This window comes from Neobacillus niacini (assembly GCF_036961885.1).
In the GTDB taxonomy this organism is placed as follows: domain Bacteria; phylum Bacillota; class Bacilli; order Bacillales; family Cytobacillaceae; genus Neobacillus; species Neobacillus niacini_H.
Window position 1 is genome coordinate 28,794 of sequence record NZ_JBALNQ010000001.1, and the last position, 22,242, is coordinate 51,035.

Genomic DNA, 22,242 nt, shown 5'->3' on the forward strand with positions numbered 1-22,242 from the left:
CCGCAGGCGCTTTAGCGCCGAGGAGGCTTCCCGAACCGCCTGCGGAAAGCGAAGTGCCTGTAGCGCAAATCAACAACCAAGTTTAACACAGCCTAAGAAAACGACTTTAGTGGTGATGGGTGATAAAAGATGCGTGTATATGTAATTATGATCTTACAATTAATCATTTGGAGTGCCTTTACACTAATAGAATGGTTGTCAGAGCATGATCAATTACTATATAAAATTATTATGTTTTTTGTCTTTTTTTATTTAGCATTCATGCTATGTAACAAAGTAACTAAATCATCATCGAAAACACTCTTTATAACCTCTCTAAGCCTTGTCATCTACACTTCAATACATTATACACTCGCACTGGTAACAAACTAAAAAACTCCCATTAAGGGAGTTAGAGGCGATTACTTTCGTGGATAATAATACATGATACGGTCGTTAAAAAGATGAAGTTCTCCTTGTAATTTCTTAGCTAGAAATTTACAGAATTCATTTGCCTTACCTTTGTCACCGAATGTAGATTGCTCTGGAAGTGTAACCTGTATGTATGTTTGGATTCTCTCATTACCGTCTTCATCACGAATTTTTTCCTGATCGACACCAATTAAAATGGCATAATACCTTTCATGACTAGAAGACAAATAAAACCATTTTTCTTTGCCTTCATTTTTCTCCTTAACATCGTAAGGAAAGGCATTTTCACCGTATTGCCAATCAACTTGATTCCCTGTTTTTCCAGTAATATCTTTATAATAATAAAAGAGTTCCTTTACTTCGTCCACAGTAATGGTTTGTTTTGCAGATGAAGGAACTAGTTTTATGTATGCGTTCTCAGCCATCATAAGCCCCCCTATTCGTTACATATATTATCTCTTTCATTCTAGCATTGTAAAAACAGTGATGACAACAATAAGACACAAAAATGTCATTTGTTAATTTTAATAAAATGAATTATAATAATATTCTAAATACTTATTTTGGAGAAGGAGGTTTCATATGGAATTATTTGAAAAGCTATATGAGGAACATGAAAATGTAAAAGTAACGTTTATTGGATTTACTACAGAGCATACCCGATATGATTTCGGCATTATCTACACGAACATGTTTTTTGGTAAACCTTTAGTTGTCTGCATGCAAACTGGCCGTTCTACCCTCCTCGACCCTAATGAAATTGAAGATATTGAATACCTTCAAAATGTATTCCGGATTCCAGATAAACAACAAGCTGCTGATTTGGCAGAATTCTTCAGTTCTACACTTCCGCAAATCCCATTTGTTACCCAATATGAGTAATTAATCAGAAAGGGCTTATTAATAAGCCTTTTTTTTTGTGTAAAAAATAAATGAATGTGACATACAATTTAGGCTTGATAATTCCAATGTGTTATATTATTATTGTCTTAAGGATATTAAAACGTTTTCAATGTAATGAACATTTCATAATGAAAAGGGGATTGAAAAGATGGGTACAATCGTCTGCCAAGCTTGTGACTCAACAATTGATCATTTCGAAGATGAAAAAGTAACAGTTCTCTATTCTAGATGTAATTGTTGCGATAATCACCATTCCGAAGATGAACGATAAAATATTTATACTTAAAATAGAAACAGGATTCCTAATGGAATCCTGTATTTTTATTTTATTGCTTTATATTCTTTTATAACACGTATGGTTTTGATTTCATCGTCTTCTGGTCCTTGTACAGGTAAGCCGGCTTCAAGGTTTTCCTTAACATAATGAAGGTTTTCTTTTGTGATGATTTCTCCAGGTATGAAAATCGGAATTCCAGGAGGATAAACCATAATAAACTCGGCAATAATTCTTCCTTCTGATTGCTCAAAAGGAATTACTTCCGTATCAGCATAAAACGCGTCTCTTGGGGTTAGAGCAAGAATTGGAATTTCAGGAAGCAGAACTTGAATAGGTTCGACTTTTTCTTTCCGATGTTCCCGTTCCTCTGCAAGCTCTTTTAATGCTTTGACTAAAATATCTCCCTCATAATCTGTATCACCTATTGTGATGATACAAAGTATGTTGTATAGGTCAGACATTTCTACTTCAATATTATGCTTTTCTCTTAACCACTTTTCAACTTCGTATCCTGTTAAGCCTAATTCTTTAACAGAAATAATTAATTTAGTTGGATCATAGTCAAAGGTTGCTTTGGATCCAAGAATTTCTTCACCGATACAATGTAAATGATCGACTTCATTAATTCTTTTTCTAATTGATTGTGCCAGATTAATTGTTTTATCAATTAACTCTTTTCCCTTAGTAGCTAATTGTTTTCTAGCGACATCAAGAGAAGCAAGTAACAAATAAGACGTTGAAGTGGTTGTCAGCATACTAAGAATGGCTTGAACATGCTTTGCAGATACAAGCCCCTCTTTTACATTAAGAATAGAGCTTTGTGTCATAGAGCCTCCAAGCTTATGAACACTTGTTGCAGCCATATCGGCACCCGCCTGCATAGCTGATAGAGGCAAATCATCGTGAAAGTGAATATGAACCCCATGCGCTTCATCTACAAGGACGGGAATATTATGTGCGTGCGCTAATTCTACTATCTTTTTTAAATCAGCGGAAATTCCAAAGTAGGTTGGGTTAATTACAAGGATTGCCTTCGCATCTGGATGCTGTTTAAGCGCCTTTTCGACAGAGTCATTTGTGATGCCATGGGATATACCTAAATCCTCATCAATTTCTGGATGAATAAATACAGGTATTGCCCCCGAGAATACAATCGCTGACATGATAGATTTATGAACATTTCTTGGGACAATGATTTTATCTTCTGGTCCACATACAGCCATTATCATTGCTATAATCGCACCACTTGTTCCTTGAACTGAAAAGAATGTTCGATCTGCTCCAAAAGCTTCAGCGGCTAGATCTTGAGCTTGTTTAATGATTCCTTTTGGCTGATGGAGATCGTCGAGTGGACCAATATTAATTAAGTCAATCGATAGTGCATTATCACCAATGAAATTTCGAAAATCCGGGTCGATTCCAACCCCTTTTTTATGGCCAGGAATATGAAATTGGACAGGATTTTTTTTTGCGTGCTCTAATAAACCGCTAAATAACGGTGTTTGATGTTGAGACAATTGATTTTCACACCTCTTTATATAAATTGCTTTATTATATAATTCACAAAACAAATGAATTATAGCACTAATACCACTGCTTGCAAAGATTTTTTGTAAGAATGGTACACCACTTTTTCGAGTTTTTATGTTAGTTTCTCAATAAAACAGGAAAATTAACCTTTGGGAGCGAAATATGAGGATAACAATAATTAGGAGGGGTCAAATTGAATTGGCAAACGAGAGTAACTGAAATTCTTAGTATCAAGTATCCCATTATTCAGGGAGGGTTAGCTTATCTAGCCTATTCTGAGCTCGCTGCGGCTGTTTCCAATGCTGGTGGACTTGGGCAGATTACCGCTATGTCTCTAGAAAATCCAACACAGCTTCGCGAGGAAATAAGGAAGGTTAAGCAGCTAACAAATAAACCATTTGGTGTTAATTACGCAATTGGGCAGCATAATAGACCCTTTGAAGAAATGCTTCAAGTTGCAATTGATGAAGACGTCCCAGTTGTATCAATGACAGGTGGAAATCCTGCACCTATCTTTGAACAGTTAAAAGGTACTTCAATAAAAAAATTAGTACTTGTAGCAGCGAGAAGGCAGGCTGAAAAGGCAGAAGAGCTTGGTGCCGATGCCGTTATGGTAGTGGGACAGGAAGGTGGCGGACATCTTGGCAGGGATGATATTGGGACAATTGTATTGATCCCACAGGTAGTTGATGCTGTTTCAATACCAGTAATCGCATCCGGAGGTATTGGGGATGGCCGAGGACTTATGGCCGCGCTTAGCTTGGGTGCAGAGGGAATTGAAATGGGAACGAGGTTTATTGCTACTAAGGAATGTGTGCATGCAAATAAACTTTATAAACAAAGACTTATAGAAGGTTCAGAGTCCAGCACTGTGGTCATCAAAAGATCAATAGGTGCCCCAGCTCGTGCTATTTCTAATACATGGACAAATCAAATAGTAGAAATAGAGAAGGAACATGGCACTTATGAACAGTTGAAGGAATACATTAGCGGGAAAGCAAACAAACGATATATTTATGATGGAAAAGAAGATGAAGGGTTTGCATGGGCCGGACAAGTCATGGGATTGATTAAAGATATACCAACCGTGGATCAATTATTTAAGGTAATAATTACAGATGCAGAACAAATTCGTGAAAAATGGGCAAAATAACGGTATGATACATATATGAAATAAAGTAAGCAGGTGAAATCTTGGAATATCAATACCCGATTGATTACCATTGGACAACGGATGAAATAGTCGATGTTATTAAATTCTATGAGGCGATTGAAAAGGCATATGAAAAAGGACTCGATCGTGATGAATTAATGACCATTTATCGTCGTTTTAAGGAAATCGTTCCCAGTAAGGCAGAAGAAAAGACCTTGTGTGGCGAATTAGAAGAAATCAGTGGTTATTCTTCTTATAAGGTGATAAAAAAAGCCAAAGATGCATCCTCAGGCGATAGGATCATGATGAAGTAAAATAAAAAACTCCAAACAGTGGTTGGAGTTTTTTTATTTTATATTTTGTGCAATTTTATATAATGGTGCAACTTTATCAAATACATGATCTACAATCTGCAGCAATTCATCTGCTTCCATTTGTATTGCCTGTTCGCGGCTAATTTCATAGCCACATAATAATTCAGCCTTCTTTACGTCTTTAAGTCTTTCGAGCATGCTTCGTAAATCTTCTTTGGAAAGAGTTTCATGCTGCACTGATTCTGATTTCATATGGTCTAAAGACCAAACAAAATCTTTCGGGATCTCTTTATAGATTTTGTTTAACTTTTTTATTAATCTGGCAGCAATTTCCTGTTTTTGTGGTGCCTCATATATAACTGCAAACCAAATGAATAGATGAGTATTCCAAAGTCCTATTTGAAAATGTGGAAGCATTTTATAACCGCGGGGATTATTAGCAAATGCAACCCAAGTATCTTTGGGAGGATTGATTGTCCTTCTTGCGTGTTTAGCAACATGGGCAAACATTTCATCACCAGTGACTGTTGTTAATGTTGGTGCAAAATGGTGACCAAGGACTTCTAATTTAGGACGAATTTTTTCAATTAGCGCTTCCATCCTTGCCTCTAAACCCTCGATTTGAAAAACATCGAAGTCTTCATTTTTAAAACCATTAAAATCCATTTTACTTCCTCCAAGTGTAGACATTTGTCATATATTGTAGCATATATGTAGAAAATCATGAATTAACATGCTTATATAGGTAAACACACAAATTAGTTGCAACCTTACATAGTCGCTCATATTATAGTACTAAAAATAGTCAGAAAAATTAAACAACGATCGAAAGGAGAAAGCTAAAATGAAACAATTAATGAATACTTCACTAAAAAAAGTTGGCGAGAAGGAAAGAACGGCATATTTACGATTAGAAATGGATTATGAGCTGGCAACACTTTTTGAGGCAATTGAGGAAAAAAACGAAAAAAAGATGAAGGAATGCAAACAAAAATTAGAAAAAATCCGCCAAGAGTTATTAAAACTAAAAGCTCTTTGATAAATTAATTCAAAGGGGATACTATTTAGAATGAAAAAGAAGAATCTAATATTGAAATTATAAAACGGACTCTGTGTAGTAAGTAGAGGGTTCGTTTATTGTTTTGCGCTATAAAAAATGAAGAACATGGGAAAATTAGGTATGGGGAATGCTAATAGTTGATGACTTACCTATATTTGTTTAAGCTTAGGATATTCGCAAAATCTTTACATACATTGATTATTTTGGAAATTGGAGGGAAATCATGGACTGGGAATATATCAACCTTCACGCTAAGCAATGGGTATTGGAAGCAGGGGATAAAATCCGGGCTTCTTTTGATAAAACATTAAATATTCAAACAAAATCAGATCCTAACGATTTAGTTACAAATATGGATAAAGAAATTGAACAATTTTTCATTAATAAAATTAGAGAAAATTTTCAGAACCATCGAGTTTTTGGAGAAGAAGGATTTGGCGATGAAATAAGTGATCTTAATGGTGTTGTTTGGATCATTGACCCGATCGATGGAACGATGAATTTTATTCATCAACAGCGGAATTTTGCCATATCACTGGCTGTTTATGAAAATGGTATTGGAAAAATTGGGATTATATATGATGTAGCCCATGGTGAACTATATCATGCTATTAATGGAAAAGGTGCTTTTATGAATGACACTCTGCTGCCTGCTTTAAGTAAAAAGTCAGTGAAAGAATCGATCATCGCATTAAATGCTACCTGGGTGATGGAAAATCATCGTATCGACCATAAGCTTCTAATTCCCTTAGTAAGAGATGCAAGAGGGACAAGATCATATGGTACTGCTGCTCTTGAAATGGTATTTGTGGCAACGGGGAGAGTAGATGCTTATATTTCAATGAGGCTGTCACCATGGGATATTGCAGCTGGTGCTGTTATTATTAATGAATTAGGAGGAGTTGTAACCAACTTAAGAGGAGAAAAACTTGATTTCCTCTCAAACGATTCTCTGCTTGTAGCAAAACCTGGATTGCACGAAACGATAATAAAAGATTATCTTAAAGAAGGAAAATGGTAAAAAAAGAAGCCTAAATAGGCTTTTTTTTTACCTGCACCGTCAGGCAAGGCCTGCAGCTTTTCCTATAATTCTCCGTTGGCTCTATATTTTGCTTTTGTTTTAAATCCGAATCCCATTACCAAAATAACTGCTAAGACACTGCCAATTATTCCTATAATACTTTCTTCACCGATTGCAACCCCGATGCCCATAATGCTCATTGCAGCTAGTACTGCATAAGCGACAAAAACCCATTTTATTTGCTTCATTTTACCGAGTCCCCTTTGTTAATTGAAGAAAAAAATATTATTTATAGTTACATTCTACATAAAATGCGTTTAGTTTTCCACCATTAATGTGGTATAATACTTTAGCCATATATGGGAAACTATAAATAGCTTAATTTTTGAAATAGAGGCAGGAGTGAAACACTTGAAAATTAGAGAAGATATTCGCAATATAGCAATCATCGCACACGTTGACCATGGGAAAACGACGTTGGTTGACGTATTATTAAAGCAGTCTGGAACATTTCGTACAAACGAGCATGTTGAGGAACGTGCAATGGATTCAAACGATATTGAAAGAGAACGTGGAATAACAATTCTCGCTAAAAACACAGCCATTCAATATAAGGATAAACGAATCAATATTTTAGATACACCTGGACACGCTGATTTTGGCGGTGAGGTAGAACGTATCATGAAAATGGTTGATGGTGTTTTACTTGTTGTTGATGCCTATGAGGGAACGATGCCACAAACACGCTTTGTACTAAAAAAGGCGTTAGAACAAAATCTAACTCCAATAGTTGTCGTAAATAAAATTGACCGTGATTTTGCTCGTCCTTTAGAAGTAATTGATGAAGTAATTGACCTATTTATCGAACTTGGAGCGAATGAAGATCAACTTGAATTCCCGGTCATTTATGCTTCTGCAATCAATGGAACTGCCAGTTTGGATCATGAAAAACAGGATGAAAACATGCAATGCTTATATGATTCCATTGTTGATAACATCCCAGCACCAATTGACAATCGTGAGGAGCCATTACAATTCCAGGTTGCCTTGCTTGACTATAATGATTATGTTGGAAGAATTGGTATTGGGCGCGTTTTCCGCGGCACAATGCATGTTGGCCAGCAGGTAGCCTTAATGAAACTTGACGGTTCAGTGAAACAATTTCGCGTTACAAAAATCTTTGGTTTCTTTGGGTTAAAACGTCAAGAGATTCAAGAAGCGGTAGCAGGAGACTTAATTGCAGTTTCTGGTATGGAAGATATCAATGTGGGCGAAACCGTTTGTCCGGTTGAGCACCAAGAAGCATTACCAATTCTAAGAATTGATGAACCAACATTACAAATGACGTTTGTTGTTAATAACAGCCCATTTGCTGGTAGAGAAGGTAAGTACCTAACTTCTAGAAAAATTGAAGAAAGATTACTCGCTCAACTCCAAACAGATGTAAGCTTACGTGTTGAAAATACAGATTCCCCAGATGCATGGATTGTCTCTGGCCGTGGTGAGCTTCATTTATCGATTTTAATTGAAAACATGCGCCGTGAAGGCTATGAGCTTCAAGTTTCTAAGCCTGAAGTTATTGTAAAAGAAATAGATGGTGTTCGCTGTGAGCCAATTGAACGTGTTCAAATTGATGTACCTGAAGAGCATACAGGTTCTATAATGGAATCAATTGGTGCACGTAAAGGTGAAATGATTGATATGATTAATAATGGCTCCGGTCAAGTACGATTAATTTTTAATGTCCCAGCACGTGGACTAATTGGCTACACCACAGAATTCTTAACAATGACTCGTGGTTATGGAATTATTAATCACACATTTGACAGCTATCAGCCAATGCTTCAAGGTCAAGTGGGAGGAAGACGTCAAGGTGTGCTAGTATCAATGGAGTCAGGAAAAGCTTCTACTTATGGTATTATGAATGTTGAGGACCGTGGAACAATTTTTGTTGATCCAGGTACTGAAATATACGAAGGTATGATTGTTGGCGAACACACGCGTGAAAATGATATTACCGTTAATATCACAAAAGTAAAGCAGGCTACAAACGTTCGTTCAGCAAACAAGGACCAAACTTCTGTTATTAAAAAGCCAAGAATCATGACATTAGAGGAGTCTTTGGAGTATCTTAACGAAGATGAATACTGTGAAGTAACACCGGAGTCCATTCGTTTGCGTAAAAAAATCCTAGATAAAAATGAACGTGAAAGAATGGCTAAAAAGAAAAAAACAGCAGAATTAAGCTAATATCTCTTCGGGGGAGGTTTTCGTGTGAATGTAGCGGAACGGCTATCATTTTTTCCAGCTCTCTTTAATGTAACCGAAAATCCAAAATTGGGAATGTGGCTGCTTTATCTTACCATTGTAGCTCTATCCATCTTGGTATATAAACTTGGCTTTGCGCAAAAACTGCCTCTTGGCAAATCAATTATGATTTATATCTTTTTAGCTGCAGGCTGCACGATTTTAACTGCACTTGGGATCTTTTTACCAATAACAGAGGGTCTTGTTGTTGCGGCATTGATTTTAATCATATACAAAATTCGCCTGCACCAGTCGAAAAAACAACAAGTTGAGGCAAAGTAACGGGGGATATAAACATGAGATCGGTACAGGATGCACTCTATAATTGGCTTTCGATAAAGGTTGTTTGCGACGCTCGTCCTGAAGATACGGCAGCAAGAGAAACGTTAGACCTTTTTGATGGGATTATTAAGGATGAACATAAACTTACAAATATTGTCGTTACAACAGATGAAATGATGTATTATGTTTCCTACACCCAAGAAGGGGAATCGAAAAAGACGCGGTTTCCTCGGGAACTCATCGAGGTAATGCTCAACCAAATAAACCAAGAGCCAGATAAATATTGCAATTTTCCAATTGAAGATTAAAAAAACAACATGCCGATGGGCATGTTGTTTTTTTACCATTCATCCTTTTCAGACTGGGTTCGATAAAATCTAAAGTTACCTGTATCAATTCTTGCTTTTGTTTTTTCAGAAATTCTACTACTACAGTCATTACACAAATATGTATGGATAGGACGATTTCGAAGACGCTTTGCCTCAAAGGATTCATCTTCGATCGATTCAATTTTGTCACAGATAACACATTTTACTCTCATCATGCACCTCTAGTCCATTCTTTCTTGCTTTGTTAATCTATAGTATATCATGCAAGGCAGGCGACAGGAAAATCTATTGTGATTAAGTTGCTGAAAAAAACAGATAATAGTACTATGAGAATATCTGTTTTTCAAAATAGAAAGTATGGAACTGAATAAAGGGGTTGTAAAGATGGTGAATCAAGTAGAACCAAGACTCATTAAGCCATTGTTTGATGAGTTACAGAAAGAAAGGTTTGTAACAGTAGCTACGGTTGATTTTGAGACAGGTGGTCCAAATGTAGGTGCAATTTCCTGGATCTTAGCAAAAGACGAAGAAACACTCTATTTCGCTGTAGATTTTAAATCAAGAATTATTCAGAATATCGGCCAGAATAGTAAAGTTGTTATCAATTTGATTGCGAATGAATCTACATATTCTATACAGGGAGATGCATCCTTAAAAGTGGATCGTATTTCCGACATTCCATTAAAGCTTTCATTGGTTGAGATCAAGATTAATGAGGTTAGAGACGTAATGTTCTATGGTTCAAAAATTGTCACCGAACCACAATATGACAAAACATATGACAAAAAAGCAGCAGCCAGATTAGATAAACAAGTAATGGACGCAATGAAAAAAGCTTAGTCGCTGACTAAGCTTTTATTTATGGTAATTTGATTGGTCTTCCTGACTTTTTTCTAAGCTTTTCTTCTGGTCATCCGGTAATTCCTTCTTTGGTTCTTCGGTTGCGTTCTTAGGATTAGGCTCTATCATATTTCCAGGTATTTCTGGCATTAATCTGCCGGCAACGTCGGCAAGTTCCTCCATAATTCCTTGTATAGGCCTACCCTTTTTGATATCGGCTGAAATTTCTTTTAAACGTTGATTTGTATCTGCATCTGCAACAACAATGGCATTTGCACCATACGGATCTTTTTTTAGACTTTCAGCTACTGAATACTTAATGGTCCCAACTTGTGAACGTTCTAGCTTTGAATTCACATCAATTCCAACAATAGCATATCTGCCAATTACAACAGCTGTGGCATCATTAACATTAGGAGTACTTGTTGCAAGTTCAACCAATCGTCTTGAAACTTCCTGACCCGTTTTCCGATCTACATTCTCAATATAACTGTTCTTTACGTTAACTAATGATTGCTTCTCATTATTTTGTGCATTGTTTGTGCTGTTACAACCTGTTAAGACCAATAGTAAGGTAGTAAATATCAAAAGCATTTTCATTTAAAAATCCACCTCCACAAAGAGTTTTATAATTGATACATCCGTTTTGTTATATTCAACTTACATTTATTGTGCGGAAATCCTTCTATCTTTATTCGAACAAACATATATTTTACCAAAGTCGTATCTAGCAATCGGTTGGTTCGAAAACCATTAGCTAACCAATCAACTAGAAAAAGTGGAGGCGTCGCTTTGAGTAAAATATACGTGTTAGATACAAATGTCTTATTACAAGACCCGTATTCCATATTCTCTTTCGAAGATAATGAAGTTGTCATTCCTGCAGTTGTCCTTGAAGAAGTGGACTCAAAGAAACGATACATGGATGAAATAGGAAGAAATGCGCGCCATGTATCAAGATTAATCGATGAATTGCGTGCAGCAGGTAAGCTTCATGAAAAAATACCACTCGAAAATGGTGGAACCATTAGAATTGAGCTTAACCATCGAGCATTTCATGAATTACAGGAAATATTTGTTGAGAAAACAAATGATAATCGAATTCTTGCGGTTGCCAAGAATTTATCTACAGAAGAACAACAAAAAGAAAAGGGAAAGCCTGTAATCCTCGTTAGCAAGGATACCTTGGTCAGGGTGAAGGCGGATGCAATAGGATTAACTGCAGAAGATTTTTTAAGTGATCGAGTAGTGGAAATTGATCATATTTATACTGGCTTTTTGGAAGTTTTTTTGTCGGGAGAATTGCTGGGGTTATTTTATGAAAAAGGTGAGTTACCCTTAACGGAAATTGGAAAATATTTATTTTATCCGAATCAATACTTAATTATTAAAGACGCTTTAGGAGGATCTGCTTCAGCATTAGGAATGGTGGATAAAACCAGGAAAAAGGTAAAGAAGCTGGCCATTAATCAAGAACATGTTTGGGGGATTCACCCAAGAAATGTACAGCAGACAATGGCAATCGAGCTATTGCTGCGCAAGGATATACCGCTTGTAACTTTAATAGGTAAAGCAGGGACTGGTAAAACCTTATTAGCTTTGGCAGCAGGCTTAATGCAGACAGAAGACTTTAGAGAATTTAAAAAACTATTAGTCGCAAGGCCGATTGTACCGGTTGGCAAGGATTTAGGATATTTACCTGGAGAAAAACAAGAAAAACTTAGACCTTGGATGCAACCAATTTTTGATAACCTTGAATATCTATTTAACACAAAAAAACCGGGTGAATTGGATGCTATCCTAGCAGGGATGGGGTCGATAGAGGTAGAAGCATTAACCTATATTCGCGGGAGAAGTTTACCAAAGCAATTTATTATCATTGATGAAGCCCAAAATTTAACCAAGCATGAGGTTAAAACAATTTTAACCCGTGTTGGCGAAGACAGCAAAATTATTTTAATGGGTGACCCAGAACAAATCGACCATCCATATCTTGACGCCTACAATAATGGTTTAACCTATGTCGTTGAACGTTTTAAAGATCAAACAATTTCTGGACATGTAAAATTATTAAAAGGTGAGCGGTCGGGATTAGCAAGACTGGCAGCAGATTTGCTATAAAATATAGGTATAAACGCGCAGGAACGGGTCCCAAAATGGCACCCGTTATTTCCTATGGCTCTTTTCATAAGAAAAGAGCTTGCAAACAAAATTCAAAGGCACAAAATAACTAATTCCTCGTTAAAATCGGCTTTAAGATTTTAACAACAATCGTTACGAAAACAGCCTCTACTATTTAATAATAAATTCTTTGACGTACTTAATCGGTGTTTGTCGGTTCGAGCCATCACCGAAATAAATATGGACAGGTCCATCTTCTGTAAGTGGTTTCCCCATATCTGAAAAACCAAGAATGAGATCCTTCGCAAGGTCAAGCGGAATCTCATATGCTGAAGTTTCCGTTTTTATGACTAAAGTAGCAGCCTGTTCAGCAGGTTCGGCATTTTTTAAAAAGGGCTCAAACGGGATGCCAAAAGTTCCTGTTAACATCTTCTCTTTTTCATATTTTTTTTCTGTTTTTAAGGTTGGTGGATAGACAGCACCCTCCATTATCTCTCGATCCCAATGTTTAGAAATAGATTTAGTATATTCTTCTAGTGCGTTATCGTTTTTATATGGAGAAGAAAAGTAAGTAGATAAATCAACTTTACGATCATCAAATATCCAGACAGTGGGATCAAGAGTAATTGAATGTTTAACTTTGCCAGATAATAGTATTATGTTTTCCATCTTTCATTCCTCCTGTTCATATCTATAAAGTATAACGTAAAAAGAGGGAATGTCATATACATAAAGTTAAGGAACAATGGAACATATATGTTATTGTTCTTGCATTTTTTTATGGTAAAAGGTAAAATTTATAGATAAGTTGGGTTATCGCTCTGAATGGGGGGATCAATGTTGGCGTCTGAAATGATTGTTAATCATCAGGAAAAAGCTTTTGCCTTGTTACAGGCAGACGCTGAAAAAATATTAAAGCTTATTAAGGTGCAAATGGAAAATCTCACGATGCCTCAATGCCCACTTTATGAAGAGGTATTGGATACGCAAATGTTCGGATTATCAAGAGAAATAGAATTTGCGGTTAGATTAGGCTTAATAGAAGTTAGGGATGGCAAAGCGATTCTAGATAAATTAGAAAGAGAATTATCTGCGCTTCATGAAGCATCCATTAGAAAATAGCTAAAAAAACTCAAACAATGATGGTATGTTGTTTGAGTTTTTTATTACCTGTTGTTATTTTCAGAATTTTCCTATTTAAAAAATAGAAGAATATAACTTTTCCTCAACTAATTACGTAGATTTTCTATTATAATAGCAATAACGACAATTAAAAAACGGGGAAGTTAGAATATGTTAAAAAAAATAGTGAAATCCTATGATTATTCATTAATTATTGCAATAATCCTTTTAGCTTTATTTGGATTAGTCATGGTGTATAGTGCAAGTATGGCATCAAGCGTCCAAAGATATCACGTTCCAAGTGATTACTTTTATCAAAAACAAAAGCTGTATTTAATCGCTTCGGGTATTATCTTTATATTTCTCGCATTATTTCCTTATAAAATTATGCGAAGTACAAAATTTTTACTTCCGATGGTTGGGTTATCCATTTTGGGTCTCTTAGGGCTTTTTGTGTTTGGTGAAGTTAGAGGAAATGCTCAAAGTTGGTATGATTTTGGCTTTATTAGTATTCAGCCAGCAGAGTTTGTAAAAATTTCGCTGATAATTTATTTGTCAGCTGTTTATGCCAAAAAACAGACGTATATAAACAAATTCAATCACGGTGTACTACCCCCATTGGCCTACCTGGTCATCGTCCTAGGTTTAATTGCCGTTCAACCTGACTTTGGAACAGCGCTTATTATCGGTTTAATTGCAGGTTCTATTATTATCTCATCAGGTATGAATATCAAAACAATAACCAAATTACTATTATTAGGTATGATTCTTTTATCACCAGTATTTTTAGTCATGCAAGATGAAATTTTTTCAGAAAAACGTCTAGAACGATTTGAAGTGTTAAATGATCCTTTCAAAGATGAACTAGATTCTGGGTTCCACCTTGCAAATTCGTATATAGCCATTGGTTCTGGTGGTGTAAATGGCTTAGGATTAGGGAAAAGTATCCAAAAGCTTGGGTATTTACCCGAATCACACACAGATTTTATTATGGCGGTCATTGCAGAAGAGTTAGGTGTATGGGGGGTTAGCTTTGTCATCATTACGCTAGGTTATATAGTTTTAAGGGGAATATATCTTGGCCTGCGTTGTAAAGACCCTTTTGGCAGCTTATTGGCAATTGGAATATCCAGTATGATTGGAATACAGTCTTTTATCAACCTTGCAGGTGTTTCAGGGGTTATCCCGCTGACAGGTGTTCCTCTACCATTTGTGAGCTATGGTGGTTCTTCACTCTTACAGTTAGCTATTGCAGCGGGGATTCTAGTAAATGTTTCAATGTTTGTTAAATATGATAGTAAATATAAACTAAACCCGGTAGAAAAAAATCCTAAACAACAAGATGGCAATGTATATCAATTTCGAACATAGCGTGGGGAGTTTTGCATTCCCTGCGCTTTTATATAATTTAGAAAAGATAGAGGTGCTTAAGTTGACAAAACAAATTAATAAAGTGTTAGTCGCTAACCGAGGAGAAATTGCCATTCGAGTTTTCCGAGCTTGTACTGAATTAAATATTAAAACTGTGGCGATTTATTCTAGGGAAGATACGGGTGCATATCATCGCTACAAAGCTGATGAAGCTTATTTAGTAGGTGAAGGGAAGAAACCAATCGATGCCTATTTAGATATTGATGGTATTATTGAAATTGCAAAATTTAGTGGTGCAACCGCCATCCATCCTGGTTATGGTTTTTTATCAGAAAACATTCATTTTGCACGACGTTGTGAACAGGAAGGAATTATTTTTATTGGACCAACATCCATTCACCTCGATATGTTTGGTGACAAGGTCAAGGCAAGGAAACAAGCGGAATTGGCGGGGATACCAGTAATCCCTGGCAGTGATGGACCAGTTGACACGATAAGTGAAGTACAGGATTTTACGCAAAAACATGGTTTTCCAATTATAGTTAAAGCTGCTCTTGGCGGCGGGGGCCGTGGAATGAGGATCGTAAGAAATCATGAGGAAATGCAGGAATCATTTGACCGGGCTAAATCAGAAGCAAAAGCAGCTTTTGGCAGTGATGAAGTATACTTAGAAAAATTAATCGAGAAACCCAAGCATATAGAAGTCCAAATATTCGGGGATAAAAATGGTAACATTGTCCATTTGTATGACCGGGATTGTTCCGTACAGCGACGCCATCAAAAAGTAGTTGAAGTTGCTCCAAGTGTATCTATTTCTCATTCATTACGTGAAAAAATTTGTGATGCAGCCGTTAAATTAATGAGAAATGTAGCTTACCTGAACGCAGGGACAGTTGAATTTCTTGTATCAGGACAAGACTTTTATTTTATTGAAGTTAATCCAAGGATACAGGTTGAACATACCGTAACTGAAATGGTAACAGGTATTGATATTGTACATACCCAACTTTTAGTTGCTGAAGGTCAGGATTTACACAGTCCAATTGTCGGAATTCCTCCGCAGGAAGAGATTCAGATAAACGGTTTTGCTATCCAGTCCCGTGTTACAACGGAAGATCCATTAAATAATTTTATGCCTGATACTGGCAAGATTATGGCCTATCGCTCTGGTGGAGGATTTGGTGTTCGACTTGATGCAGGAAATGGCTTTCAGGGTGCAGTCATTACACCATACTACGATTCTTTGCTTGTGAAACTTTCTACATGGGCATTAACCTTTGAACAAGCAGCATCGAAAATGGTTCGAAACCTAAGAGAGTTTAGAATCCGGGGAATCAAAACGAATATTCCTTTCCTCGAAAATGTAGTAAGACATGAGAAGTTTAGAAGAGGGGAATATGATACCTCATTTATCGATTCAACACCAGAGTTATTTGTATTTCCAGTTAGTAAGGACCGTGGAACTAAAATGCTTTCTTACATTGGAAACGTCACCGTGAATGGTTTCCCAGGAATCGAAAAAAAGAAAAGACCCGTTTTTGAAAAACCGCGGATTCCTAAAATAAGTTTTGATTTTCCTTATCAAGAGGGTACTAAACAAATACTCGACCAAAGTGGCTCAGAAGGGCTAGTCCAATGGATAAAGGATCAAAAACAGGTATTATTAACAGACACTACCTTTAGGGACGCACATCAGTCTCTATTGGCTACAAGGGTTAGGACAACAGACATTTTGCATATTGCCGAGCCGACAGCCAAGCTTTTGCCCAACCTTTTTTCTTTTGAAATGTGGGGTGGAGCAACCTTTGACGTAACGTATCGATTCTTAAAAGAGGATCCATGGGAACGGCTGCAAATGCTTCGTAAAAAAATTCCAAATGTTCTGTTTCAAATGTTAATCCGTGGTTCCAATGCAGTGGGTTATAAAAATTACCCAGACAATCTTATCCGCGAGTTTGTAAGAAAATCTGCTGAAGAAGGGATTGATGTTTTCAGAGTTTTTGACAGCTTAAACTGGATTCCAGGCATGGAAATTGCAATAGAAGCGGTTCGAGATAGTGGAAAGATTGCTGAAGCGGCCATTTGTTATACAGGTGATATTCTTGATCAAACTCGAGTGAAATATGATATGAACTATTATAAAGAACTTGCTAAAGAACTAGAGAATCAAGGTGCCCATATATTGGGGATTAAGGACATGGCAGGCTTATTGAAACCTGAAGCAGCTTACCGCCTTATTTCTGAATTGAAAGAGACGATAGACATTCCCATCCATCTTCATACACATGATACAAGTGGAAATGGTATATTCACGTATGCGCGTGCCATAGACGGAGGGGTCGATATTGTCGACACTGCTTTGGGTACGATGGCGGGGCTTACTTCCCAGCCAAGTGCAAACTCTCTGTATTATGCACTCCAAGGTAAGGATAGGAAGGCAAATGTTAATATTGAGGCACTTGAACAGCTTTCTTACTATTGGGAGGATGTTCGAAAATATTACCATGATTTTGAAAGTGGCATGATAGCACCACATTCAGAGGTTTATCAGCATGAAATGCCTGGCGGGCAATACAGTAATCTTCAGCAGCAGGCAAAGGGAGTAGGGCTTGGCGACCAGTGGGACGAAGTAAAGCAAATGTATATGCGTGTGAATCATATGTTTGGTGATATTGTTAAAGTTACTCCTTCTTCAAAGGTAGTAGGTGATATGGCTCTGTTTATGGTACAAAACAATTTGTCTGAAGCTGATGTCTTAAATAACGGAGGCTCACTTGATTTTCCAGATTCCGTAGTGGAATTGTTTCAGGGGTATCTCGGACAGCCGCATCAGGGATTCCCAGAAGAATTGCAGAAAGTGATCTTAAAAGGAAAAAAACCATTAGAGGTCCGTCCAGGTGAGTTACTGCCTGAAGTGAATTTTACGGAAATAAAAGAAGAGTTAGTGAGAGAAACGGGGCAAGACGTTTCCGATTTAGATCTAATTTCATATGCACTCTATCCAAAGGTTTTTAAAGAATATATGGATACTGTTAACCTTTTTGGAAATATATCATTTCTAGATACACCAACTTTCCTTTATGGACTAAGGCTTGGGGAAGAAATTGAAGTAGAAATTGAAACAGGAAAAACACTTATTGTTAAACTTGTTTCTATTGGTCAGCCACAGGCAGATGGCACACGTATCGTTTACTTCGAATTAAATGGTCAGCCGCGTGAGGTAAATATTAAAGACGAAAGTATCAAATCAACTTTATTATCTAGATTAAAAGCTGACCTTAAGAATGAAACGCATATTTCTGCAACTATGCCCGGTACTGTTGTTAAAGTGTTAGTGGAAAAAGGGGAAAGAGTGGAACGAGGTGACCATCTCTTAATTACTGAAGCAATGAAAATGGAAACCACCGTCCAAGCTCCTTTCTCAGGTGTAATAAAAGAGCTTTACGTAAAAAATGAAGATGCCATCCAAACAGGAGATTTACTACTTGAATTGGATAAATAAACAAATAAAAAAAGTTGCCATCAGTTGGCAACTTTTTTATTTGTTCTTCCGTGATCTTGATAGTAATAACAGAAAATAACTTAGGACACCAAATAAACAAGTAATAAAAAGAGCATGCATTAATGCGACATAAAGATTTAAACGGGTAAATATAATAAGAGCCCCTGATAATACTTGAAGGGATACTAGAGTAAATGCACTAATCCAACCCCAGTAAATAACTTTTTGATGACGATACTTTTTTATTGCTAAATAGGCAACATAACCGATCCAAATAAAAATAACACCTGCCGCTGCCCGGTGCCCCATCTGGACCCACTCAAAGAGGTTACTTGGAAGTGCAGGGCTGTCATTGATACATAATGGCCAATCCCGGCAAACCAAACTAGAGTCGGTATGGCGCACAAGAGCACCTGTGTAAATAACCAGGTAGCTATAAATAGAAAGAGAAATAATATGAAAGCTCATTCTTTTATCTATTTTTAGATTATCTGCTTCAAACTTTTTATCAATCTCAAAAATTAGTAAAGTAAGCAGGAATACTGCAGCAAAGGAAATAAGTGAGATACCAAAATGCAAAGCTAAGACAAAATCAGATTGGCCCCATTTTACTGCTGCTGCACCAATTAACCCTTGTAACAGTAAAAAGAAAAACGAGAGAGAAGAAAGAAATTTCGTTTCCCTAACATGTCCGATTGCTTTCCATGTCCAAATGGATAAGACTAAAACCAGAATTCCGACAGTTCCAGATACAAGTCGATGTGCAAGTTCAATGATTAATTCAGGAGTTATGTCTGTTGGTACGAACTCGCCATTGCAAAGTGGCCAAGATCTTCCACATCCCATACCAGACCCAGTTTTAGTTACTAGAGCTCCACCTAGCAAAACGAGTATCATACCGATAGTGGTTGCAACAGCTAACCACTTTAAAGAGCGTCGCAAAAAATCACCTTCTTAAATAAAAGTTTAATAATTTGTTGTGGGATATTGATGTCAGTATAATTTAAAAGATAAAGTCCTTACTTATCATAACGAAAACTTAAGAAAAAGAACAGAATTAAGAGCGAGTTTCTCGTTTAACTTTTTTTAAAAATTTCCTCAACAGAATAACTTTGTGTTTTCACTATTATTATAGTGAAAACTATTTGTAAAAAGATCTGTGTTCGCAATTAATTAAAAATTATTAATATACAACAATATTCAAACAGTCTTTGTTAATATAGAACACAAAAAATATTATGAAATTCATTAATATTAGAGTGTATTTTATTATCTAAAAATTCTATTATATAGTATAATGGGTAATAAATAACCTCGGACACAATTTAGACAAAAAATATTCAAAAAAAATTCACAAAAATAGACCTAAGTGTGATTTAATATACAGAGAAAGTGTTCCTTGAATAACATTATTATAAGATAATAAATGCTTTTAAATAACTATTATAATTTGGTGAAGTTATCCATCGAGTATATAATAATATTTACAAACTACTAGGAGGGTGAAAGATGCCAAATTCAAAGGCATACAGTGAAGCAACAATTGAAAATGGCTCTACTGTTATAAATTCTCATATAGAAAAATCAACAATATGGAAAGATTTTACGGCACTTATCAAGATTGGAATTGTAAATTCAAATCTCATTACGACTTTTACTGGAATTTGGCTGGCCTTACATTTTAGCGGTCAAAGCTTTTTAAATAATCTAGATATTGTTTTATATACTGTAATTGGATCTTCACTAATTATTGCAGGTTCATGCAGCATAAATAATTATATTGACCGTGATATCGATCATCTTATGGAACGAACAAAAGCTAGACCAACCGTTACGGGTAAAATCGTTCCTTCAAAGGTCCTTTGGTTAGGGATTCTTTTAATCGCACTAGGTACAATTTTTCTATCGTTTACTACAATAACAGCAACAGTGATTGGACTTCTAGGGGTTTTTAGTTATGTAGTGCTATATTCTATGTGGTCTAAACGACAATTGGTATCTAATACTATAATAGGTAGTATTTCTGGAGCTGTTCCGCCATTAATTGGGTGGGCGGCGGTTGATGGGAACTTAGATATTATAGCTTGGAGCTTGTTTATTCTAATGTTTATTTGGCAGCCTCCACATTTTTATGCCCTAGCAATGAGAAGGGTTGAGGAATATAGAGCTGCTGGTATCCCGATGCTTCCGGTAGTAAAGGGCTTTAAAACAACTAAGAAACACATCTTAATATGGGTAGCGGCACTTCTGCCAACTCCTATATTACTTACTTCATTAGGAATCCCATTTCTAATCTTGGCAACGATATTAAATATCGGGTGGCTAGTATTAGGGATTTATGGATATAAGATCAAAGATGATATTAAGTGGGCAAAATTAATGTTCGTGTACTCATTGCAATATTTAACAATTATTTTTGTCGCAATGGTCATTGTTACATTAGTTTAGCTGGATGTTCTTTCTTAAATAAGGGGAATAATATTCCTATTTAATTTAAAGTGTCGGAGGCATTTTTATTTGCCTCCAAGATTTCTTTAAAAGTTTAAGTTGGAATAATACTACATACATTTTTGATCACAGAAAATTAAAAGAAATCAATTGGCGAAAGAGGGGTTTGATTAAGCTATGAAAAGGCTTGCAAAATGGCGCTTGATTTCGATATTTGCGATTCTTTCGCTTATCCTTTCAGGATGTGGCGAACCGTTCCTATCGACATTAAGGCCTGCTGGTGAAGTTGCAGACATTCAATATGATCTGATGAAACTAAGTACATTGATTATGGTAGGGGTAATTGCAGTTGTAATGGTAATCTTTGTAATAGTCTTGGTGAAATTTAGACGAAAAGATGAAAAAATACCAAAACAAGTTGAAGGTAGTCACAAACTTGAAATTATTTGGACTGTTGTTCCTATTTTATTACTTTTGATTTTAGCTGTTCCAACTGTGGCGGCTACATTTAAATTAGCGGATGTTTCTCCAATGGATAAAGAAGATTCAGATGCACTTGTTATCAATGTTCGCTCTAATTTATATTGGTGGGAGTTTGAATATCCAGGTGAAGGTATTGTTACCGGCCAGGATTTGGTTGTTCCGACGGATGAAAAGGTATATTTTAATTTAATATCCTCTGATGTAAAACACTCTTTTTGGGTTCCGGCAGTTGGGGGAAAGCTTGATACTAATACTGAAAATGTTAACAAATTCTGGTTAGAGTTTGATAGCAAGAAGGCTAAAGAAGCTGGAGATTTATTTTACGGTAAATGTGCTGAACTTTGTGGACCATCACATGCATTAATGGACTTTAAAGTGAAAACGTTGAGCCGTGATGATTTTGAAAATTGGGTTGCTGATATGAAGGATGTTAAGGAACCTGTACAAGCTAAAACAGATTTGGCTCAGCAAGGTCAAGAAATCTTTAATAAAAGCTGTATCAGTTGTCATGCTGTTACACCTGGAAATACAACACCCCCAGAAGCAAGGTTTGCACCAAACTTAACAAACTTTGGAGAACGTTCACGTATCGCTGGTGTATTAGATCATAATGAAGAAGAGTTAAAAAACTGGCTCCGTACACCTGAGAAATACAAGCCTGGAAATTTAATGACAGATAAATATCCACAATTGACTGAAGAACAGCTTGATGCTTTAACAGCATATTTAATGGAATTAAAAGTCCAGGAATAATAGGGGAATTGGTTG

24 protein-coding genes are annotated in these 22,242 nt (G+C 36.3%); 16 read left to right on the forward strand and 8 right to left on the reverse strand.

Translation table 11 applies throughout. From position 1 onward, the window contains the following. Window positions 1-401: 401 nt before the first annotated feature. Complete coding sequence (locus tag V7124_RS00165) at window positions 402-836, reverse strand: DUF1885 family protein (RefSeq protein WP_335410353.1); 435 nt, start codon at window positions 834-836, stop codon at window positions 402-404. Between the two features lie 157 nt (window positions 837-993). Between V7124_RS00165 and V7124_RS00170 the strand changes: the two genes are divergently transcribed. Together V7124_RS00170 and V7124_RS00175 are read left to right on the forward strand one after the other, a co-directional pair. Beyond that, complete coding sequence (locus V7124_RS00170) at window positions 994-1,293, forward strand: DUF3055 domain-containing protein (protein ID WP_335410352.1); 300 nt, start codon at window positions 994-996, stop codon at window positions 1,291-1,293. Window positions 1,294-1,462: 169 nt separating this feature from the next. After that, window positions 1,463-1,585, forward strand: coding sequence for a GapA-binding peptide SR1P (locus V7124_RS00175; protein WP_335410350.1), 123 nt, complete (start codon window positions 1,463-1,465; stop codon window positions 1,583-1,585). A gap of 50 nt (window positions 1,586-1,635) precedes the next feature. Here V7124_RS00175 and V7124_RS00180 read toward each other — a convergent pair whose 3' ends face one another. Then, a complete protein-coding gene (locus V7124_RS00180) occupies window positions 1,636-3,108 on the reverse strand; it encodes an aminotransferase class I/II-fold pyridoxal phosphate-dependent enzyme (RefSeq protein WP_335484912.1) in 1,473 nt (490 codons plus the stop codon). A gap of 206 nt (window positions 3,109-3,314) precedes the next feature. Between V7124_RS00180 and V7124_RS00185 the strand changes: the two genes are divergently transcribed. Both V7124_RS00185 and V7124_RS00190 read left to right on the forward strand, forming a co-directional pair. Next, window positions 3,315-4,274 carry an NAD(P)H-dependent flavin oxidoreductase gene (locus V7124_RS00185; protein ID WP_335410345.1) on the forward strand — a complete coding sequence of 320 codons (960 nt, stop codon included), beginning with the start codon at window positions 3,315-3,317 and terminating at the stop codon, window positions 4,272-4,274. A gap of 41 nt (window positions 4,275-4,315) precedes the next feature. Continuing rightward, window positions 4,316-4,588 (forward strand): UPF0223 family protein, encoded by a 273-nt coding sequence (locus V7124_RS00190; RefSeq protein ID WP_335410343.1) that lies wholly within the window; start codon window positions 4,316-4,318, stop codon window positions 4,586-4,588. Between the two features lie 33 nt (window positions 4,589-4,621). Here V7124_RS00190 and V7124_RS00195 read toward each other — a convergent pair whose 3' ends face one another. Further along, window positions 4,622-5,254 (reverse strand): YktB family protein, encoded by a 633-nt coding sequence (locus tag V7124_RS00195; RefSeq protein ID WP_335410341.1) that lies wholly within the window; start codon window positions 5,252-5,254, stop codon window positions 4,622-4,624. A 178-nt stretch (window positions 5,255-5,432) separates the two neighbouring features. On the opposite strand from V7124_RS00195, the gene V7124_RS00200 reads away from it, so the two are divergent. Continuing rightward, entirely contained in the window at window positions 5,433-5,627 is a 195-nt protein-coding gene (locus V7124_RS00200) for a hypothetical protein (RefSeq protein ID WP_335410340.1), read from the forward strand. A gap of 241 nt (window positions 5,628-5,868) precedes the next feature. Next, on the forward strand, window positions 5,869-6,669 hold the full coding sequence (locus V7124_RS00205; RefSeq protein ID WP_335410635.1) for an inositol monophosphatase family protein: 801 nt from the start codon (window positions 5,869-5,871) through the stop codon (window positions 6,667-6,669). A 62-nt stretch (window positions 6,670-6,731) separates the two neighbouring features. Here the strand turns inward: V7124_RS00205 and V7124_RS00210 are convergent, their stop codons facing one another. Further along, window positions 6,732-6,917 carry a YlaF family protein gene (locus V7124_RS00210; RefSeq protein WP_335410337.1) on the reverse strand — a complete coding sequence of 62 codons (186 nt, stop codon included), beginning with the start codon at window positions 6,915-6,917 and terminating at the stop codon, window positions 6,732-6,734. Window positions 6,918-7,080: 163 nt separating this feature from the next. Between V7124_RS00210 and typA the strand changes: the two genes are divergently transcribed. Genes typA through V7124_RS00225 form a run of 3 tightly spaced genes read left to right on the forward strand, consistent with a single transcriptional unit; the run spans window position 7,081 to window position 9,566 of the window. Further along, on the forward strand, window positions 7,081-8,919 hold the full coding sequence (typA, locus tag V7124_RS00215; RefSeq protein ID WP_335410335.1) for a translational GTPase TypA: 1,839 nt from the start codon (window positions 7,081-7,083) through the stop codon (window positions 8,917-8,919). Between the two features lie 24 nt (window positions 8,920-8,943). Then, a complete protein-coding gene (locus V7124_RS00220; protein ID WP_335410333.1) occupies window positions 8,944-9,258 on the forward strand; it encodes a YlaH-like family protein in 315 nt (104 codons plus the stop codon). A gap of 14 nt (window positions 9,259-9,272) precedes the next feature. Then, window positions 9,273-9,566 carry a hypothetical protein gene (locus V7124_RS00225; RefSeq protein ID WP_335410331.1) on the forward strand — a complete coding sequence of 98 codons (294 nt, stop codon included), beginning with the start codon at window positions 9,273-9,275 and terminating at the stop codon, window positions 9,564-9,566. A 32-nt stretch (window positions 9,567-9,598) separates the two neighbouring features. Here V7124_RS00225 and V7124_RS00230 read toward each other — a convergent pair whose 3' ends face one another. After that, on the reverse strand, window positions 9,599-9,799 hold the full coding sequence (locus tag V7124_RS00230; protein ID WP_335410329.1) for a YlaI family protein: 201 nt from the start codon (window positions 9,797-9,799) through the stop codon (window positions 9,599-9,601). Between the two features lie 172 nt (window positions 9,800-9,971). Here V7124_RS00230 and V7124_RS00235 point away from each other — a divergent pair, with 172 nt between their 5' ends. Then, window positions 9,972-10,427 (forward strand): pyridoxamine 5'-phosphate oxidase family protein, encoded by a 456-nt coding sequence (locus tag V7124_RS00235; RefSeq protein WP_335410326.1) that lies wholly within the window; start codon window positions 9,972-9,974, stop codon window positions 10,425-10,427. 15 nt (window positions 10,428-10,442) lie between these two features. Here V7124_RS00235 and V7124_RS00240 read toward each other — a convergent pair whose 3' ends face one another. Then, window positions 10,443-11,027: a YhcN/YlaJ family sporulation lipoprotein gene (locus V7124_RS00240; RefSeq protein ID WP_335484915.1), complete on the reverse strand. Its 585-nt coding sequence runs from the start codon at window positions 11,025-11,027 to the stop codon at window positions 10,443-10,445. Between the two features lie 192 nt (window positions 11,028-11,219). On the opposite strand from V7124_RS00240, the gene V7124_RS00245 reads away from it, so the two are divergent. After that, complete coding sequence (locus V7124_RS00245) at window positions 11,220-12,548, forward strand: PhoH family protein (protein WP_335410322.1); 1,329 nt, start codon at window positions 11,220-11,222, stop codon at window positions 12,546-12,548. A 171-nt stretch (window positions 12,549-12,719) separates the two neighbouring features. On the opposite strand, the gene V7124_RS00250 is transcribed toward V7124_RS00245, so the two are convergent. Then, the gene (locus V7124_RS00250; RefSeq protein ID WP_335484919.1) at window positions 12,720-13,217 is read right to left on the reverse strand and encodes a peptidyl-prolyl cis-trans isomerase; all 498 of its coding nucleotides are present in this window, start codon (window positions 13,215-13,217) and stop codon (window positions 12,720-12,722) included. A gap of 171 nt (window positions 13,218-13,388) precedes the next feature. Between V7124_RS00250 and V7124_RS00255 the strand changes: the two genes are divergently transcribed. The 3 genes from V7124_RS00255 to pyc all read left to right on the forward strand — a co-directional run bounded on the left by V7124_RS00255 (window position 13,389) and on the right by pyc (window position 18,543). After that, on the forward strand, window positions 13,389-13,670 hold the full coding sequence (locus tag V7124_RS00255) for a YlaN family protein (RefSeq protein WP_335410633.1): 282 nt from the start codon (window positions 13,389-13,391) through the stop codon (window positions 13,668-13,670). 171 nt (window positions 13,671-13,841) lie between these two features. Next, window positions 13,842-15,041, forward strand: a complete 1,200-nt coding sequence (locus tag V7124_RS00260) for an FtsW/RodA/SpoVE family cell cycle protein (protein ID WP_335410317.1) — start codon at window positions 13,842-13,844, stop codon at window positions 15,039-15,041. 61 nt (window positions 15,042-15,102) lie between these two features. Further along, window positions 15,103-18,543, forward strand: coding sequence for a pyruvate carboxylase (gene pyc, locus V7124_RS00265; RefSeq protein ID WP_335484922.1), 3,441 nt, complete (start codon window positions 15,103-15,105; stop codon window positions 18,541-18,543). A gap of 36 nt (window positions 18,544-18,579) precedes the next feature. Here pyc and V7124_RS00270 read toward each other — a convergent pair whose 3' ends face one another. Next, the gene (locus V7124_RS00270; RefSeq protein WP_335410313.1) at window positions 18,580-19,485 is read right to left on the reverse strand and encodes a COX15/CtaA family protein; all 906 of its coding nucleotides are present in this window, start codon (window positions 19,483-19,485) and stop codon (window positions 18,580-18,582) included. A 567-nt stretch (window positions 19,486-20,052) separates the two neighbouring features. Here V7124_RS00270 and cyoE point away from each other — a divergent pair. Together cyoE and coxB are read left to right on the forward strand one after the other, a co-directional pair. Further along, window positions 20,053-20,991, forward strand: a complete 939-nt coding sequence (gene cyoE / locus V7124_RS00275) for a heme o synthase (protein ID WP_335411905.1) — start codon at window positions 20,053-20,055, stop codon at window positions 20,989-20,991. Window positions 20,992-21,168: 177 nt separating this feature from the next. Then, window positions 21,169-22,227 carry a cytochrome c oxidase subunit II gene (gene coxB, locus V7124_RS00280; RefSeq protein ID WP_335411903.1) on the forward strand — a complete coding sequence of 353 codons (1,059 nt, stop codon included), beginning with the start codon at window positions 21,169-21,171 and terminating at the stop codon, window positions 22,225-22,227. Window positions 22,228-22,242 lie beyond the last annotated feature (15 nt).

Bases quoted from the DNA above. Each gene is read 5' to 3' on its own strand.
- V7124_RS00165 (WP_335410353.1), bottom strand. From the start codon at position 836: ATGGCTGAGAACGCATACATAAAACTAGTTCCTTCATCTGCAAAACAA.
- V7124_RS00170 (WP_335410352.1), top strand. From the start codon at position 994: ATGGAATTATTTGAAAAGCTATATGAGGAACATGAAAATGTAAAAGTA.
- V7124_RS00175 (WP_335410350.1), top strand. From the start codon at position 1,463: ATGGGTACAATCGTCTGCCAAGCTTGTGACTCAACAATTGATCATTTC.
- V7124_RS00195 (WP_335410341.1), bottom strand. From the start codon at position 5,254: ATGGATTTTAATGGTTTTAAAAATGAAGACTTCGATGTTTTTCAAATC.
- V7124_RS00200 (WP_335410340.1), top strand. From the start codon at position 5,433: ATGAAACAATTAATGAATACTTCACTAAAAAAAGTTGGCGAGAAGGAA.
- V7124_RS00210 (WP_335410337.1), bottom strand. From the start codon at position 6,917: ATGAAGCAAATAAAATGGGTTTTTGTCGCTTATGCAGTACTAGCTGCA.
- V7124_RS00225 (WP_335410331.1), top strand. From the start codon at position 9,273: ATGAGATCGGTACAGGATGCACTCTATAATTGGCTTTCGATAAAGGTT.
- V7124_RS00230 (WP_335410329.1), bottom strand. From the start codon at position 9,799: ATGAGAGTAAAATGTGTTATCTGTGACAAAATTGAATCGATCGAAGAT.
- V7124_RS00235 (WP_335410326.1), top strand. From the start codon at position 9,972: ATGGTGAATCAAGTAGAACCAAGACTCATTAAGCCATTGTTTGATGAG.
- V7124_RS00240 (WP_335484915.1), bottom strand. From the start codon at position 11,027: ATGAAAATGCTTTTGATATTTACTACCTTACTATTGGTCTTAACAGGT.
- V7124_RS00250 (WP_335484919.1), bottom strand. From the start codon at position 13,217: ATGGAAAACATAATACTATTATCTGGCAAAGTTAAACATTCAATTACT.
- V7124_RS00260 (WP_335410317.1), top strand. From the start codon at position 13,842: ATGTTAAAAAAAATAGTGAAATCCTATGATTATTCATTAATTATTGCA.
- cyoE (WP_335411905.1), top strand. From the start codon at position 20,053: ATGCCAAATTCAAAGGCATACAGTGAAGCAACAATTGAAAATGGCTCT.
- coxB (WP_335411903.1), top strand. From the start codon at position 21,169: ATGAAAAGGCTTGCAAAATGGCGCTTGATTTCGATATTTGCGATTCTT.